Source organism: Streptomyces sp. NPDC059718 (genome assembly GCF_042733315.1).
GTDB lineage: Bacteria > Actinomycetota > Actinomycetes > Streptomycetales > Streptomycetaceae > Actinacidiphila.
Genome location: NZ_JBHWGA010000036.1, coordinates 31,797 through 46,944, shown reverse-complemented (window position 1 = coordinate 46,944; position 15,148 = coordinate 31,797). Strand labels below are relative to the sequence as shown.

Here is a 15,148-nt window from a genome sequence, read left to right as displayed (position 1 = left end):
ACGTGGCGGGGGACGGGGTGGAGGTCAGGCGCAGCCGTCCTGGAGCAGTCCGGCCCGCAGCCGGGCCAGGGTGCGCGAGAGCAGCCGGGAGACGTGCATCTGCGTGCAGCCCATGATCTCGCCGATCTGGGCCTGCGTCAGTTCCTCCACGTAGCGCAGATGGAGCAACTGCCGGTCGCGTTCGCCGAGCTCGACGACGAGCGGCGCGAGGGAGCCGAGGTCCTCGACGAGTTCCATGGCGGGGTCGACCGCGCCGATGAAGTCGGCGAGCACGGTCTCGCCGTCGTCGCCGTCGTCGCCGTTCATGGCGGCGTCGAGGGAGGAGGCGGTGTAACCGTTGGAGGCCACCTGGGCCTCGACCACCTCGGCCTCGGAGATGTCCATGAGCGCCGCGAGCTCGCTCACCTTGGGGGCGCGGCCCAGCCGGGAGGACAGCTCGTCCCGGGCGCGGGCCAGCTCCACCCGGCGCTCCTGGAGGCGGCGCGGCACGTGCACGGCCCAGGTGGTGTCGCGGAAGAACCGCTTGATCTCACCGACGATGTACGGCACCGCGAAGGTGGTGAACTCGACCTCGCGCGAGATGTCGAACCGGTCGATGGCCTTGATCAGCCCGATCGTGCCGACCTGGACGATGTCCTCCATCTCGTCGCTGCGGTCGCGGAAGCGCCTGGCCGCGAACCGCACGAGCGACATGTTCATCTCGATCAGGGTGTTGCGGGCGTACTGGTGTTCGTGAGTGCCCTCCTCGAGCACCGTCAGGCGCTCCAGGAAGAGCTTGGACAGCCGGCGCGCGCTCGTGGGGGCCACGCTGCTCGGGTCGGTGATCTGCGGCAGTACGTCGACCTCGGGGCTCTCGACCCCGGTGCTCGTCCCGCTCACGTGGGCGATCACGGCTCCTCCTCGCACCTCTGCACCTCTACGTCATGTTCCCGTACGTTGCCCCTCGGGTACCCCCTCCTCCGCGAAGCATTCCCCCCGATCCCGGAAGAACGTGAATCGCGCCAAAGGCAGCGTAGGACCGGCCAGTAGGGGCAGACCACAGAGGGACCGATGATGCCTACGGGGTGATCGTGCGTGTACAGCATTGACCTAGACGCGGAAGGCGGGGGGAGCGTGCGGCCCGCCACTGCGGACCGGCCGCTGCCCACCACCATCGGCGAGGCGCGTGACTTCGCCCGCGCCCGGCTCAGAGGCGTGGATCCGGAGCGGGTCGAGGACTGCCTGCTGGTCGTCTCCGAACTGGTCACCAACGCCTTCCGGTACGGCGGCGGGCTGGCGGCCCTCGACGTGGTGGCGGTACCGGACGCGATCCGCGTCTCCGTCCAGGACCACAACGACCGGCTGCCGGCCACGCCCCAGCCCTCCGACCGCTTCCTGCCCGGCGGCTACGGCCTGCGCCTGGTGCGCCGGCTGGCCCGGGACTTCCGGGTGACGCTCCTGCGCGCGGGCGGCAAGGTCATCCACGTGAACCTGCCGCGCTGACGCACCGTCACCTCCCGACGTCGTACGTGTGGACGAACGGATTGCGGAAACACGCACCGTGAGCACACCAAGGACCCGCATCAAGGTCAGTTCGAATGCCGGGGCCCGACGACGGCCCCCAGGAGGCACACCATGACCACGGGCATCATCATCGGGGCGGTCGTCCTCGTTGTCCTGATCGTCCTCGCCGCGGCCGTCATGCCGCGGCGCGGCGGCGGCACGGGGCAGCTCAGGCGCCGCTTCGGACCGGAGTACGAACGCACGGTCGCCCGGCACGACGGCGACACGGACGCGGCGCACCGGGAGTTGCAGGAGCGTATCGACCGGCACGGCGGCCTGGCCCCGGAGCCGCTGAGCGCACGTCAGGCCGAGGAGTACCGCGCCCGGTGGGCCGCCCTGCAGGAGCGGTTCGTCGACTCCCCCGCGCAGGCGGTGCAGGAGGCGTCGAAGCTGCTGGACCGGCTGGCGCACGACCGCGGCTTCCCGGAGCACACCTCGGGCGAGCAGATCGACGCCCTGTCGGTCCACCGCCCGCGGCACCTCCAGGCCTACCGCGACCTGCGCGGGGTCTCGGAACCCCGGAACGACGGTGACCGCACCGCGGCGGACACCGAGGAACTGCGCGCTCGGTTGCTCCACGCCCGGGCGCTGTTCGACGACCTCATCGCGGTGGACAAGGAGCCCCGCACCACCTCGCGCGAGGACGGCGCAGGCGACACGGGCTCCGGCCGACGCGGCTCCCACCGCTTCCACATGCCGACCTGGAGCAGCCGATGAATCCCACGCACGAGCACCGCGACACCGACAGCATCGACGAGACCGACGGCACCGGCACCGGCACCGGCACCGGCCGCGAGATACGCAACGGCCCGGCCGAGGCCTCTGCCGAGCGGACCCCCGACGAGCGGACGTCCCCCGCGGCCGGCGGCACCCGCGAACCGCAGTCCCCCCAGGCACCGCAGACCACGGGGAAGAAGGGCGGGGCGCCTGGCGCGCAACGGCCCGCCGGATGGTCGCGGCCCGAGGAAGCCGGCAAGCCCTCGGCAGCCGAGAGGCCCGCGACGGTCGGCAAGCCCGCGGCAGCGGACAAGCCCGGCGACGCGGAGCGGCCCGCGGCGGCCCGGCGGCCGGCGCAGGACGGGCGGGTGCCCGCCCCCGGCACGCCGCCGCGGGTGGACGGCGCGGTGGACAAGCTGCAGCAGCGCCTGCAGCACGCGGTCGGCGGCTTCGTCGACGAGCCGCGCCACGCCGTCGAGGAGGCCGACGAGGTCCTCGGCGAGGCCACCGAGCGGCTGGTCGAGGAACTGCGCAGCCGGCGCGACGAACTGCGCTCGGGCTGGCGGGCCGGCGAGCACGACGACGGCGACACCGAGCGGCTGCGCGTGGCCCTGCGGGGCTACCGCGACCTCGTCGACCGCGTCCTGCACGTCTGAGGACCGCGCGACGTGAACGCCGTGGCCGGGAAACCCGAGGGTTGCCCGGCCACGGCGTTCACGCGTCCCGCGTCGCGGCTCAGTCGCCCGTGTGCCGGTACCGGGCCCAGAACGGCAGTCCGTACCAGCAGACCAGGTACCAGACCAGGACCCCGGCGACGAGCCACGGCACATAGGCGTCGTGCGTGGCGGCCCGCAGCACCAGGAGCAGCGCCGAGGTCATCGTCGCCAGCAGCAGCACGAGTCCGACGAAGGTGAGCCGCGAGGCCCAGCGCACGGCCTGCGGCTTGATGCGGCGGCCGGAGACGATCCGGTGGAAGGAGACCGGGCCGATCAACGCCCCGGTCGCGCAGGCGCCGAGCACGACCGTGACGATGTAGATCGTGTGGTCGGTGGTGCCGAGCCGCTGGTAGTGCGGGGTGAAGACGACCGTCAGCAGGAAGCCGAAGAGGATCTGCACGCCCGTCTGGGCGACCCGCACCTCCTGGATGAGCTCGCTCCACTTCCGGTCGGCGCGCTCGTCCTCGGTCTCGTCGCGCCCGTCTCCCGGGCCGGTCCGGCCGTCCGCGTCGTCCCTGGCCATGGCACCCTCCCACTCCTCGGTCGTGCACCTCATAGGTGACTTACCATCAGGAACCCCTGTCGCGCGCGCCGTGCCCGGGACACGACGAGGACGGCGACCGGGCCGGTCGCCGTCCCGCACACGGTCCGGCCGCCCCGGGGCGGGGCGGCCGGACCGCGGTGCTCACCGCCGCGCCTTGCTCCGCGACAGCAGGCTCACTCCGACGGCCGCGAGGCCGATCTGTATCAGCCACTCGATCCAGTCGACGCCGTCGGTGTCGGCGACGCCGAACCCCTGGGCGATCGCGCTGCCGATGAAGGCCGCCACGATGCCGACGACGATCGTCCACAGCACTCCGATCGGCTGCCGCCCCGGCGCCACCAGACGCCCCAGCACACCGACGACCAGACCGATCACGATGGCACTGATGATGCTCGAGATCTCCATCTCCACCTCAACCCCAACCTCGTCCGGCCCCTGGCCGGAAGTGTGTTCGCACCACGCGGATACCCCGGGCCGGGCGCTCCACGCAGCCGCGCGCCCCGGTGTCGCCTGGTGTGTTCCGCCCACGACGGGGCACCCGGTGGACCGGAGCACTTGGGGCAGGGAGGCCGGTGTGGGCACGACGGTGGGTAGGGGCGCGGTACGGCCCGGGACGCAGGGGAAGAAGGCGATCCGCGCCGGGGCGCGGGCGGGCCTCACGGCGCGCGGGGTCATCTACGCGCTGCTGGGCGTGCTGGCCCTGCAGGTCGCCTTCGACGGGTCCTCGGAACAGGCCGACCGGGGCGGCGCGGTCGCCCGCCTGGCGGCGCAGCCCTTCGGCGGGTTCCTGGTCTGGGCCCTGGCGGTGGGGTTCGCCGGGATGACGCTGTGGCGCTTGTCGGAGGCCGCGTTCGGCACGGCGGGACCGGACGGGGACAAGGCCGGCAAGCGGCTGATGTCCGCGGCCCGCGCGGTCTTCTACGCCTTCGTGACGTACTCCGTGGTGACCTTCGCGGTGGACGGCTCCTCCGGGGGCGGGTCGAGCGACGAGACCTCCAAGGACGTCACCGCGCACGCCCTGGACTGGCCCATGGGCCGCTGGCTGGTGGGGGCGGCGGGCCTGGTCCTGGCGGGGGCCGGGGGGTGGATCGCGGTGCGGGCCCTGCTGCGGAAGTTCCGCAAGCACCTGCGGACGGGGGCGATGTCGCCGCGGGTCCGCAGGGTGGTCGACTTCCTCGGGGTGGCCGGCGGGGCCAGCCGGGGCGTGGTGTTCGCCGCCGCGGGCTGCTTCGTCGTCGTCGCGGCGGTGCGCTTCGACCCGGACCGGGCGAAGGGGCTGGACGACACGCTGCGCACGTTCCGGGACACCCCCGCCGGGCCGTGGCTGCTGGCCGTGGTCGCGGTGGGCCTGGGGCTGTTCGGGGTGTTCTCCTGGGCGATGGCCCGCTGGCGGAGGGTCTGAGCGGCGGCGGGCCGCCGGTGCCGGGCGCGGTTCAGCGGCCCGGGAGCTTGACCACCGTCACGAAGAAGTCGTCGATCTGCCGGACCACCTCGATGAACCGGTCGAAGTCCACCGGCTTGGTCACGTACGCGTTGGCGTGCAGCGTGTAGCTGCGCAGGATGTCCTCCTCGGCCTCGGAGGTGGTGAGGACGACGACCGGGATGGTGCACAGGTCGGCGTCGGCCTTGATCTCGGCGAGCACCTGACGGCCGTCGAAGCGGGGCAGGTTGAGGTCGAGGAGGATCAAGCCGGGGCGCGGCGCGCCGGCGTGGGCGCCGCGCCGGTTGAGGAAGTCCAGGGCCTCCTCGCCGTCCCGCACGACGTGCAGGACGTTGCGGACCTTGTTCTCCTGGAACGCCTCGCGGGTCATCAGTTCGTCGCCGGGGTCGTCCTCGACGAGCAGCACGATGATCGGTTCCGGTTCCTGCAGGTTCACGCGGATCCTTCCTGCGGTACGGGTTCCCGCTCGGCGGCTGCCGGCAGGGCGGCGAGGACCAGCACGATCCGGTCCTGGGCCCTCGGCCGCGCGCGGACGGCGGTCACGGCGAGGGGTTCCAGGTGAGGTGGACCACGGCCAGGTCGTCGTCCAGGCCGCCGTGGTCGGCGGCCAGGGCCTCGGCGCGCGCGATCAGGGTGTCGACGAACTCCGAGGGGGGCAGGGTGGCGTGCTGCCTGGCCAGTGCGAGCAGGCCCTCCTCACCGAGCCGGCCCTGGTCGGTGCGGCCCTCGAACAGCCCGTCCGTGAAGAGCATCAGCGACTGCCCGGGACGCAGTTCCAGGCGGCCCTCGGGCCACTCCCCCACGCCGGGCACCACGCCCAGCGCGGGCCCGCGGGGCGGCTCGGTGTACTCGACGGTGCGCTCAGGGGTCAGGTTGAGCAGTCCGTGGTGGCCGGCCCGCCACACCCGGGCGGTACGGCGGTCGGGGGCGAGGGTGAGGATGGTGGCCGTGGCGAAGATCTCGGGGGCGGCGCGTTCGGCCACCAGCACCTGTTCCAGCAGGGCGAGTTGCCGCGCGCCCTCGACCCCGGTCAGGACCAGGGTGCGCCAGGCGATGCGCAGTCCGACGCCGAGCGCGGCCTCGTCGGGCCCGTGCCCGGAGACGTCCCCGATGAGGGTGTGGACGACGCCCTCGGTGGTCTCCACGACGTCGTAGAAGTCCCCGCCGAGCAGGGAGTCGGCCCGGCCGGGGCGGTAACGGGGCGTGACGGTCACGTCCTTGGTGCGCAGCATGGGCAGCGGGAGCAGTCCGCGCTCCAGGCGGGCGTTCTCCTGAGCCCGCATCTGGCTGGCCCGCAGGGCGAGCGCCGCGCGTTCGGCCTGCTTGCGTTCGACGGCGTAGCGCAGCGCGCGGCCGAGGAGTTCGCCCTCGACGCGCCCCTTGACCAGGTAGTCCTGCGCCCCGGCGGAGAGCGCGGCGAGGCCGGTCCGTTCCTCGGCGAGACCGGTCAGCACGACGACGGCGGCGCGGTCGGTGAGCGACAGGGCCCGGCCGAGGGCGTCGAGGCCCTGGCCGTCGGGCAGGTGCAGGTCGAGCAGGACGCAGTCGGCGGGGCGGGCGGCGAGTTCGGTGCCGGCCTCGGCCAGCGTGCGCACCCAGCGCAGTTCGACGGGCACCCCGCTGTCGGCGACCAGTTCCTCGACGAGCAGCGCGTCCCCCGCGTCGTCCTCGACGAGGAGGACGGACAGCCGGCCGCGCCGGCCGTCGCCCTGTCTGGGGATGACGCCCTCGGGGGGCGTCAGCGTGTTGCCTTCCACATCGTCTCCCCACCCCTGCGGTGCCCCACGTGGGGCGATGGGATCGTACGCGACCGGCACCCTGGCCGGATGCCCTTTGGGACTGTGCCGATCATCTTCGATCATTGCCGTTTGGCAACAGTAGTCGAACGCAACAATTGCACGGAGAGCGCCCCGCCGGCCAACGTCCCCGGCGCCGGACGCACGGCGGGGAGCGCGGGCCGGACGGCTACGCGGTGTGGCTGCGGTCGCCGGGGAGCGGCCGTACGGCACCGAGCCCCGTCGCCTCGGCGGCGCAGCGGAACGCGGTCAGCCCCTCCAGCAGCGCGCGCCGGGCACGTTCGGGCATCGCGGCGACGACCGTCGCCAGTTCCTGCTCCCGGCGTTCCCGCAGCCGGGCGAGGAAGGCGGCACCTCGCGGCGTCAGCCACAGGCACACCTCCCGGCGCGAGGTGGGGCTGGCGTCCCGGGTGAGGTACCCCACCGCCTGCAGCCGGTCGCAGAGCCGGCTCACCGCGGGCGGCGCGGCACCCAGGACGTCGCACAGCGTCCTCAGGTTGATCCCCTCGTTGCCCTCCAGCGCGAACAGCACGCGCAACTGCGAGGGCGGCACGGGTGGGTCGCCCGCCTCCCGGCCGCGGCCCCACAGCACCTCCAGTGCCTCGACCACGGACGACGCCGCGGCCACGGCGGCGTCCCGCTGCGATCCGGCGGTTGCGGGCAAGGGCACCTCCTCACGGCGCGCCGCCCGCGGGGTACCGCGGGCGAGCGGGTAGACGAAGACAGGACAGGTCGCGCCGAACGGCGCGCCTCCACGCTAACCGACCCGCCCCCGGACCCAGAAGGACCGTCGCACCCCGGTGAACCGACACGCCCCGCTCGCCGCCGAACGCGCCCTGCGCGCGGCGCCGCCGCACGCCCTGCCCGCCGCCCTCGCGGAGGTCCTCCGCACGCACTGCGCGGCCCGCTCCGTGGAGATCCTGCTCGCCGACTACGGCCTGGCGGTGCTCCAGCCGGTCTCCGCGCCCGAACCCGCGGAGGCCGCCGTACCCGTCGCGGGAACGCCCGAAGGCCGGTGCTTCGGCGCCCAGGAACCGTTCGCCGAGCCGGCCGGCGAGGACGGCGTGCGCCTCCACCTGCCGGTGAGCGTGCGCGGTGACCGGATCGGCGTGCTGAGCGTCGGCCTCGCCGGCGAACCCGCGCCGGAAGAGGTCCGGGACCTCGCGGAGATCGCGGAGATCCTCGGCCACCACCTCCTCGTCGCCGACCGGGACACCGACCGCTACCTGCGTGCCCGCCGCCGGGAGCGGCTGACCCTCGCCGCGGAGGTGCAGTGGGAGCTGCTGCCCGGACGCGCGTGCGCCCGCCCCGAGTACGCCCTCGGCGCCCAGCTGGAACCCGCGTACGACATCCACGGCGACAACTTCGACTGGTCGGCCTCCGAGCGGGACCTCACGCTGACCGTCACCAACGGCATGGGAGAGGGCATCGAGGCCGCCCTGCTGACCAGCCTCACCGTGAACGCGCTGCGCAACGCCCGGCGCGCCGGCGTCCCCCTCGCCGACCAGGCGGCGCTCGCGGACCAGGCCGTCTACGCCCGGCACCGGGGCGAACGGTACGTCTCGGTCCTGCTGATGCGCTTCGACCTGGCGACCGGCGCGGCCGAGGTCGTCGAGGCCGGATCGCCGCGCGTGTACCGGCTGCGCGGCTCGGCGGTGGAGACGCTCGACTTCGAGGCGCAGTTCCCCCTCGGCATGTTCGAGGACACCCCGTACGTGCCGCAGCCGTTCGAGGTGCGCTCCGGCGACCGGCTCCTGGTGGTGAGCGACGGCGTGTACGCGACCGCCTCCCCGGCCGGCGAGACCTACGGCGAACGGGCCCTGGCCCGCGCGGCCCTGGCCACCCGGCTGCTTCCGGCCGCGGACGTCCCGCGGGCGATCCTGGGCGAACTGCCGGGTCACCGCGTCCTGCCGGAGGCCGAGGACGACGCGCTGATCGTGTGCCTGGACTGGCGGTGAACCGCTGGGAGGAGCTTGCCCGGTGACGGACGATGGGGAAGACTCTTGCCGAAGGGCAACTGTTTGCCCAGCCAACCTTCGTCCAGGTACGAGAGGGTGACCGGAGCGAGCCCGACGGTCCCACACGGCCCCGGCCCTGCTCCTACCGCATCGTGACGTCTCTCCCGCCTCCGCGCTCACCAGTGGCTCGAGAGCAGGGGTCAGGCACCTCCGCTCGGGTCGGGCAGCGGGTGCTGCGCGCGCTGATCGAGTCCCTGACCGAGACCGGCGTCGTGGTGTGCGACCACGCCGGGGTGATCCGTGCCGTGAACGCCGTGATCACCTCCTGGGCGCCGCACGCGGTGCCCGGCCGCCCGCTCGCCGGTACCGCGCCCGCGTGGCTGACCACGGCGGACGCCTCCGGGGCGTCCACCGCCCACGGCGGCGTGGGGAGCCGGCAGGTCACGGCACGCCGCGCCGACCTCCCGGGCGGGCACCACGCCTGGTACCTCACCGACGTGACGGACGCCCGCAGCGCCGACCGCGAACTGCGGCTGGCCCAGGAACGGACGGCGTTCCTGGCCGAGGCGTCCGCCCGGCTGCTCTCCTCGCTCAACCTGCGCACGTGCGTGGCCGCCACGGCCGAACTGGCCGCCTCGCGGCTCGCCGACGCCGCGGTGGTCGTCACCCCGCCCGACCGGCGGCGGCTGCGGCTGACCCGGGCCGTCGCGGGCCGCCCGGGCGTGGAGGGGCGCGCGCTGTCCGCCGATCCCGCCGAGGTGCCGGGGCTGGCGGAGGCGCTGGCCGGGTTCCCCCCGGCGCCGTCCCGCTGGATCGACCCCGCGCAGACCCCGGACTGGGTGGTCCCCGAGGACTTCGGCGCCCCGGTGTCGCTGCTGGTGATCCCGCTGCCGGGCAACGGGGTCCCGGCGGGTGCGCTCATCCTGATGCGGCGCCTCGGCGGGCCGTTCACGGTCGAGGAGGAGACCTTCGCCCGGGTCTTCGCCGCCCGGGCCGGCGCCGCGATCTGCGCCTGCGTCCTCTACACCGAACAGGCGCGCAGCGCCGCCCTGCTCCAGGAGGACCTGCTGCCGCCGCGGCTGAAGCCCATCAGGGGCACCGAGGTCGCGGGCTCCTACCGGCCGGCCCGCGAGACGCTGCGCATCGGCGGGGACTTCTACGACGCCTACCCGGCGGTGGACTCCGACGGCGAGAGCACCGTGGTCCTGGGGGACGTGTGCGGCAAGGGCCTGGAGGCCGCGGTCCTCACCGGCAAGATCCGCAACACCCTCAGCGCCCTGCGCCTGGTCGAGACCGACCACGTGCGGCTGCTGACCCTGCTCAACCACGCGCTCCTCGACACCGCGCACGCGCGGTTCGCGACCATGGTGCTGGCGGGTGTCACCCCGCTCGGCCACGGCCAGGTGCGGCTGCGGCTCACCGCGGGCGGCCACCCGGCCCCGCTCATCCTTCGGGCCTCCGGCGAGGTGGAGGAGGCCGACACGACCGGCACGCTGATCGGCGCGGTGCCCGACGTGCGGGCCACGACCTTCACCACGGTGCTGCAGCCCGGCGAGAGCTGCCTGCTCTACTCGGACGGCGTCACCGAGGCCCGCGGCGGGGTGACGGGCCGTGAGTTCTTCGGCTCGGAACGCCTGAAGACGACCATGGCCGGGTGCGTCGGCATGCCCGTGGAAGCCCTGGTCGAGCACGTGGAGATGCGCACCACCGAATGGCTCGCCGACCGCCCCCACGACGACATCGCGCTGGTCGGCATGGCCGCCCCGCGCGGCACCCACGACGACGCGGAGCCCGACTCCCGCCGCCCCGCGGGGTCCTGAGGCCCGCGGGACCAGCACCGCCGGCCGGATTCCTCGACGGGCGCGGCGTGTGGCGTGAGTTCAGCGGTCCTCCCGGGCAGGCGTGCCGCGAGGGCACGGTCCCTCGGGCTGCTGTTCGGCTGGGGCGGCCCCGTGCTCGTGCCGGGCGCGGTCCGGCCCGCGTGAGCCGCCGCGGGCCCCGCGCGACGGCGGGGACCGGTCCTGGCCCGCCGCGGACGCCGGCGTGGCCCCGGCTGCGCACCGTGACCGGTCATACTGGTGTCATGACCAGCGCGGCGAGGCAGAGAGCGAGATCCGGCGCATGACGCAGTCCCCCGCCCGGCAGACCGCGCCGGCGGCCGAGGAGCCGCGTCTGACGGTGGACGAACTCGCGGCACGGTCCGGTACGACGGTGCGCACGATCCGCTTCTACAGCGCCAAGGGCCTGCTTCCGCCGCCGGAACTGGGCACCCGCCGCGTCGGTCTGTACGGGCCGGACCACCTGGCCCGTCTGGCGCTGATCGAGGAGCTGCAGCGGCAGGGACTGACGCTGGCCGCGATCGGCCGCTACCTGGACCAGCTGCCCGCCGACATCACCCCCGAGGACCTCGCGCTGCACCGGGCGCTGGTGGCGACGTGGATGCCGGACGCCGCGGAGGAGCTGGCCCGCGACAGACTGGAGCAGCGGGCGGGCCGGCCGCTGAGCGGCCATGACCTGGACCGGCTCGCGGCGATGGGCGTCCTGCACCCCACCGCGGACCCCGGTGTGCTGCTGGTGAACCCGGCCCTGCTGCACCTGGGCGTACGCCTGCTGGACGTGCCGATCCCGCTGGAGACGCTGCTCGCCACCCGGGAGATCGTGCTGAAGCACGCCCGCGCGGTCGCCCACGAGCTGCACCGGCTCTTCCAGCAGGAGGTGTGGCAGCCGTACGTGGCCGGACGTCCGGCGCCGGAGGAGCGGGCCCGGATGCGCAGGCTCACCGACGACCTGCAGCCGATGGTCGTCCAGGCCCTGGTCACCGCCTTCCAGCGGTCGCTCGCCGAGGAGCTGCGGGCCACGGCCGCCGGGCTCGGCGACCGGGGGCGCGGCGAGGACTGAGACGACGGTGCCGCGGTCCCCTGGGTGCGGGGGCCGCGGCACCGTCGTACCGGCCGGTGCGTCCCGGCCGCCGTACGGGTCAGCCGTCGGTGAAGGTCTCGCCCCGCTCGGCCTTGCGCACCAGCAGCTCAGGTGCCGCGAAGCGCTCGCCGTAGGCGGCCCTCAACTCCTCGGCGCGGGCGAGGAAGCCGGCCGGGCCGCCGGGGTATCCGTTGACGTACTGCAGGACGCCACCGGTCCAGGCGGGGAAGCCGATGCCCAGGATGGAGCCGATGTTGGCGTCGGCGACGGATGTGAGGACGCCCTCCTCCAGGCAGCGGACGGTGTCCAGCGCCTCGGCGAAGAGCATGCGCTCCTTGAGGTCCTCGAAGGGGACGGCCCCCGCCTCCGGCTTGGTGAAGTGCTCGCGCAGTCCGGGCCACAGGCCCGCCCGCCTGCCGTCCGCGTAGTCGTAGAAGCCGGCGCCGCCGCCGCGTCCGGGGCGGCCGAACTCCTCGACCATGCGGTCGATGACGGCGTCGGCCGGGTGCGGCTGCCAGGTGCCGCCGGCCTCCTCCACCGCGCGCCGCGACTCCTCGCGGATCTTGCGGGGCAGGGTGAGCGTCAGCTCGTCCATGAGGGAGAGCACCTTGGCCGGGTAGCCCGCCTGGGCGGCGGCCTGCTCCACGGTCGCGGGGTCGACGCCCTCGCCGACCATGGCGACGCCCTCGTTGATGAAGTGCCCGATGACACGCGAGGTGAAGAAGCCGCGCGAGTCGTTGACGACGATCGGGGTCTTGCGGATCTGCCGGACCAGGTCGAAGGCGCGGGCGACCGCCTCGTCGCCGGAGCGGGCGCCCTTGATGATCTCGACCAGCGGCATCTTGTCGACCGGCGAGAAGAAGTGCAGGCCGATGAAGTCCTCGCGGCGCTGCACGCCCTCGGCGAGCAGCGTGATGGGCAGGGTGGAGGTGTTGGAGCACAGCAGGGCGTCGGGGGCGACCACGCCCTCGATCTCCTGGAAGACCTTGTGCTTGAGGGCCGGGTCCTCGAAGACCGCCTCGATGACGGCGTCGCAGCCCGCCAGCTCCTGCGGGTCGGCGGTGGGGTGGATCCGGGCGAGCAGCTCGTCCCGCTTCTCCTGGGTGGTACGGCCCCTGGCCAGGGCCTTGTCGAGGAGTCCCGCGGAGTACGCCTTGCCGCGCTCGGCGGCCTCGGCGGTGACGTCCTTCAGGACGACCTCGATGCCCGCCTTGGCGCAGGAGTAGGCGATGCCCGCGCCCATCATGCCGGCGCCGAGCACGGCCACCTTGGTGACCTGCCGGGCCGGGACGTCCTTGGGGCGGCTGGCACCGGAGTTGACGGCCTGCATGTCGAAGAAGAAGGCCTGGATCATGTTCTTCGCGATCCGGCCGGTCACCAGCTCGGTGAAGTGGCGGGCCTCGATCGTGAAGGCGGTGTCGATGTCGACCTGGGCGCCCTCGACGGCGGCTGCCAGGATGTTGCGCTGCGCCGGGTAGGGGGCGCCGGCGAGCTGCTTCCTCAGGTTGGCCGGGAAGGCGGGCAGGTTGGCCGCGAACGCGGGGGTGCTGGGGGTGCCGCCGGGAATGCGGTAGCCCTTGACGTCCCACGGCTGCGCGGACTCGGGGTGGGCGTCGATGAAGGCGTGCGCCTTGGCGAGCATGTCGTCGTGGTCCGTGGCGACCTCGTGCACCAGCCCGTTCTCCAGCGCGCGCCGCGGGTCGTACTGGTTGCCCTGCAGCAGCACCTTCAGCAGCGCGTCGGTGATGCCCAGCAGCCGCACCGTGCGGACCACCCCGCCGCCGCCGGGGAGCAGGCCGAGGGTCGCCTCGGGCAGGCCGATCTTCGATCCGCGGGCGTCGAGCGCGACGCGGTGGTGGCAGGCCAGAGCGATCTCGTAACCGCCGCCGAGGGCCGCGCCGTTGACGGCGGCGACCACGGGCTTGCCGAGGGTCTCGATGCGGCGCAGGTCGCGCTTGATGGCCAGGCCGGCCTCGAAGATCTGCGGGGCGTCCTCGGGGCCCGCCTTGATCATGTCCTTGAGGTCGCCGCCGGCGAAGAAGGTCTTCTTGGCGGAGGTGACGATGACGCCGCGGACGGAGTCGCGTTCCGCCTCCAGGCGGTCGGCGACGGCTCGCAGGGACTCCCTGAAGGCCTGGTTCATGGTGTTGGCGGACTGGTTCGGGTCGTCGAGGACGAGGGTGACGACCCCGGTCCCGTCCTGTTCCCAGCGGATGGTGGTGTTCGTCGGAAGAGCGGTCATGTTCGGTCGGCTCCGTTGCGGGGTGCGGGACAGGAGGTCAGAGACGCTCGACGACGGTGGCGATGCCCATGCCGCCGCCGACGCACAGCGTGGCGAGTCCGTACCGCTGGTCGCGGCGCTCCAGTTCGTCGATCAGGGTGCCCAGGATCATGGCGCCGGTGGCGCCGAGCGGGTGGCCGAGCGCGATGGCGCCGCCGTTGACGTTGACCTTGTCGTGGCTCAGGCCCATCTCGCGCATGAAGCGCAGGACGACGGCGGCGAAGGCCTCGTTGATCTCGACGAGGTCGATGTCGTCGACGGTCAGCCCGGCCTTGGCGAGCGCCTTGCGGCAGGCGGGGGCGGGGCCGGTGAGCATGATGGTGGGGTCGGAGCCGGAGACCGCGGCGGAGACGATGCGGGCGCGCGGGGTCAGGCCGAAGCGCTCGCCCGTCTCGCGGTTGCCGATGGCGACCAGGGCGGCGCCGTCCACGATGCCGGAGGAGTTGCCCGCGTGGTGGACGTGGTCGATCCTCTCGATCCAGTGGTACTTCTGCAGCGCGACGGCGTCGAAGCCGCCCGCCTCGCCGATCGTGGCGAAGGAGGGCTTGAGGCCGGCCAGGCTCTCCGCGGTGGTGCCGGGCCGGATGTGCTCGTCGCGGTCGAGGACGACCAGGCCGTTGCGGTCGACGACGGGGACGACGGAGCGGTCGAAGCGCCCCTCCTTCCAGGCCTCGACGGCGCGCGCCTGCGACTCGGCGGCGTAGGAGTCGACGTCGTGACGGCTGAAGCCCTCGATGGTGGCGATGAGGTCGGCGCCGACGCCCTGGGGCACGAAGCCCGTGGTGTAGCTGGTCATCGGGTCCATGGCCCAGGCCCCGCCGTCGGAGCCCATGGGGACGCGGGACATCGACTCGACGCCGCCCGCGAGCACCAGGTCCTCCCAGCCGGAACGCACCTTGGCGGCGGCCATGTTGACGGCCTCCAGACCGGAGGCGCAGAAGCGGTTCTCCTGGACGCCCGCCACGGTCTCGGGCAGCCCGGCGGCGATGGCGGCGGTCTTGGCGATGTCGGAGCCCTGGTCGCCGATCGGGGTCACGACGCCGAGCACGATGTCGTCGATCGCGGCCGGGTCGAGGCCCGGCAGGCGGCGGCGCAGTTCGTCGATGAGGCCGGTGACCAGGTCGATGGGCTTGGTGCCGTGCAGGGAGCCGTTGGCCTTGCCGCGCCCGCGCGGGGTGCGGATGGCCTCGTAGACGTAGGCGTCGGTGCTCAACGTCGGGTGCCTTTCGATGAG

At 73.8% G+C, this 15,148-nt stretch carries 15 protein-coding genes; 7 read left to right on the top strand and 8 right to left on the bottom strand.

Annotated features, from left to right (window positions below; translation table 11 throughout):
• Positions 1–24: 24 nt before the first annotated feature.
• Positions 25–891: a SigB/SigF/SigG family RNA polymerase sigma factor gene (locus tag ACFV3E_RS32610; protein WP_500326457.1), complete on the bottom strand. Its 867-nt coding sequence runs from the start codon at positions 889–891 to the stop codon at positions 25–27.
• 222 nt (positions 892–1,113) lie between these two features.
• Here ACFV3E_RS32610 and ACFV3E_RS32605 point away from each other — a divergent pair, with 222 nt between their 5' ends.
• The 3 genes from ACFV3E_RS32605 to ACFV3E_RS32595 all read left to right on the top strand — a co-directional run bounded on the left by ACFV3E_RS32605 (position 1,114) and on the right by ACFV3E_RS32595 (position 2,915).
• Positions 1,114–1,482 (top strand): ATP-binding protein, encoded by a 369-nt coding sequence (locus tag ACFV3E_RS32605; protein ID WP_500537921.1) that lies wholly within the window; start codon positions 1,114–1,116, stop codon positions 1,480–1,482.
• A gap of 132 nt (positions 1,483–1,614) precedes the next feature.
• A complete protein-coding gene (locus tag ACFV3E_RS32600) occupies positions 1,615–2,259 on the top strand; it encodes a hypothetical protein (RefSeq protein ID WP_500537920.1) in 645 nt (214 codons plus the stop codon).
• On the top strand, positions 2,256–2,915 hold the full coding sequence (locus ACFV3E_RS32595) for a hypothetical protein (RefSeq protein ID WP_500537919.1): 660 nt from the start codon (positions 2,256–2,258) through the stop codon (positions 2,913–2,915). The genes ACFV3E_RS32600 and ACFV3E_RS32595 overlap by 4 nt, the downstream gene beginning before the upstream one ends.
• Positions 2,916–2,994: 79 nt before the next feature.
• Here ACFV3E_RS32595 and ACFV3E_RS32590 read toward each other — a convergent pair whose 3' ends face one another.
• A complete protein-coding gene (locus ACFV3E_RS32590; protein ID WP_500538006.1) occupies positions 2,995–3,498 on the bottom strand; it encodes a DUF6328 family protein in 504 nt (167 codons plus the stop codon).
• Between the two features lie 162 nt (positions 3,499–3,660).
• On the bottom strand, positions 3,661–3,924 hold the full coding sequence (locus ACFV3E_RS32585; RefSeq protein WP_499517014.1) for a GlsB/YeaQ/YmgE family stress response membrane protein: 264 nt from the start codon (positions 3,922–3,924) through the stop codon (positions 3,661–3,663).
• A gap of 169 nt (positions 3,925–4,093) precedes the next feature.
• Between ACFV3E_RS32585 and ACFV3E_RS32580 the strand changes: the two genes are divergently transcribed.
• Positions 4,094–4,921, top strand: coding sequence for a DUF1206 domain-containing protein (locus ACFV3E_RS32580; RefSeq protein WP_500537918.1), 828 nt, complete (start codon positions 4,094–4,096; stop codon positions 4,919–4,921).
• Between the two features lie 31 nt (positions 4,922–4,952).
• Here the strand turns inward: ACFV3E_RS32580 and ACFV3E_RS32575 are convergent, their stop codons facing one another.
• From ACFV3E_RS32575 to ACFV3E_RS32565, 3 genes are all read right to left on the bottom strand, one after another.
• Positions 4,953–5,390 carry a response regulator gene (locus ACFV3E_RS32575; protein WP_500372570.1) on the bottom strand — a complete coding sequence of 146 codons (438 nt, stop codon included), beginning with the start codon at positions 5,388–5,390 and terminating at the stop codon, positions 4,953–4,955.
• Between the two features lie 109 nt (positions 5,391–5,499).
• Positions 5,500–6,717 carry a PP2C family protein-serine/threonine phosphatase gene (locus tag ACFV3E_RS32570; protein WP_500537917.1) on the bottom strand — a complete coding sequence of 406 codons (1,218 nt, stop codon included), beginning with the start codon at positions 6,715–6,717 and terminating at the stop codon, positions 5,500–5,502.
• Positions 6,718–6,925: 208 nt separating this feature from the next.
• A complete protein-coding gene (locus ACFV3E_RS32565) occupies positions 6,926–7,420 on the bottom strand; it encodes a MarR family winged helix-turn-helix transcriptional regulator (protein ID WP_500363553.1) in 495 nt (164 codons plus the stop codon).
• Between the two features lie 136 nt (positions 7,421–7,556).
• On the opposite strand from ACFV3E_RS32565, the gene ACFV3E_RS32560 reads away from it, so the two are divergent.
• From ACFV3E_RS32560 to ACFV3E_RS32550, 3 genes are all read left to right on the top strand, one after another.
• The gene (locus ACFV3E_RS32560) at positions 7,557–8,714 is read left to right on the top strand and encodes a PP2C family protein-serine/threonine phosphatase (RefSeq protein ID WP_500537916.1); all 1,158 of its coding nucleotides are present in this window, start codon (positions 7,557–7,559) and stop codon (positions 8,712–8,714) included.
• 230 nt (positions 8,715–8,944) lie between these two features.
• The gene (locus ACFV3E_RS32555; protein ID WP_500537915.1) at positions 8,945–10,534 is read left to right on the top strand and encodes a PP2C family protein-serine/threonine phosphatase; all 1,590 of its coding nucleotides are present in this window, start codon (positions 8,945–8,947) and stop codon (positions 10,532–10,534) included.
• A 301-nt stretch (positions 10,535–10,835) separates the two neighbouring features.
• A complete protein-coding gene (locus tag ACFV3E_RS32550; protein ID WP_500537914.1) occupies positions 10,836–11,612 on the top strand; it encodes a MerR family transcriptional regulator in 777 nt (258 codons plus the stop codon).
• Positions 11,613–11,691: 79 nt separating this feature from the next.
• On the opposite strand, the gene ACFV3E_RS32545 is transcribed toward ACFV3E_RS32550, so the two are convergent.
• Together ACFV3E_RS32545 and ACFV3E_RS32540 are read right to left on the bottom strand one after the other, a co-directional pair.
• Positions 11,692–13,875: a 3-hydroxyacyl-CoA dehydrogenase NAD-binding domain-containing protein gene (locus ACFV3E_RS32545; protein ID WP_500537913.1), complete on the bottom strand. Its 2,184-nt coding sequence runs from the start codon at positions 13,873–13,875 to the stop codon at positions 11,692–11,694.
• A 37-nt stretch (positions 13,876–13,912) separates the two neighbouring features.
• Complete coding sequence (locus ACFV3E_RS32540; RefSeq protein WP_500363563.1) at positions 13,913–15,127, bottom strand: acetyl-CoA C-acetyltransferase; 1,215 nt, start codon at positions 15,125–15,127, stop codon at positions 13,913–13,915.
• Positions 15,128–15,148 lie beyond the last annotated feature (21 nt).

What these genes read in the sequence shown, in the direction of transcription:
- ACFV3E_RS32600 (WP_500537920.1), top strand. Translation starts at nt 1,615, where the DNA reads ATGACCACGGGCATCATCATCGGGGCGGTCGTCCTCGTTGTCCTGATC.
- ACFV3E_RS32595 (WP_500537919.1), top strand. Translation starts at nt 2,256, where the DNA reads ATGAATCCCACGCACGAGCACCGCGACACCGACAGCATCGACGAGACC.
- ACFV3E_RS32590 (WP_500538006.1), bottom strand. Translation starts at nt 3,498, where the DNA reads ATGGCCAGGGACGACGCGGACGGCCGGACCGGCCCGGGAGACGGGCGC.
- ACFV3E_RS32585 (WP_499517014.1), bottom strand. Translation starts at nt 3,924, where the DNA reads ATGGAGATCTCGAGCATCATCAGTGCCATCGTGATCGGTCTGGTCGTC.
- ACFV3E_RS32550 (WP_500537914.1), top strand. Translation starts at nt 10,836, where the DNA reads ATGACGCAGTCCCCCGCCCGGCAGACCGCGCCGGCGGCCGAGGAGCCG.
- ACFV3E_RS32545 (WP_500537913.1), bottom strand. Translation starts at nt 13,875, where the DNA reads ATGACCGCTCTTCCGACGAACACCACCATCCGCTGGGAACAGGACGGG.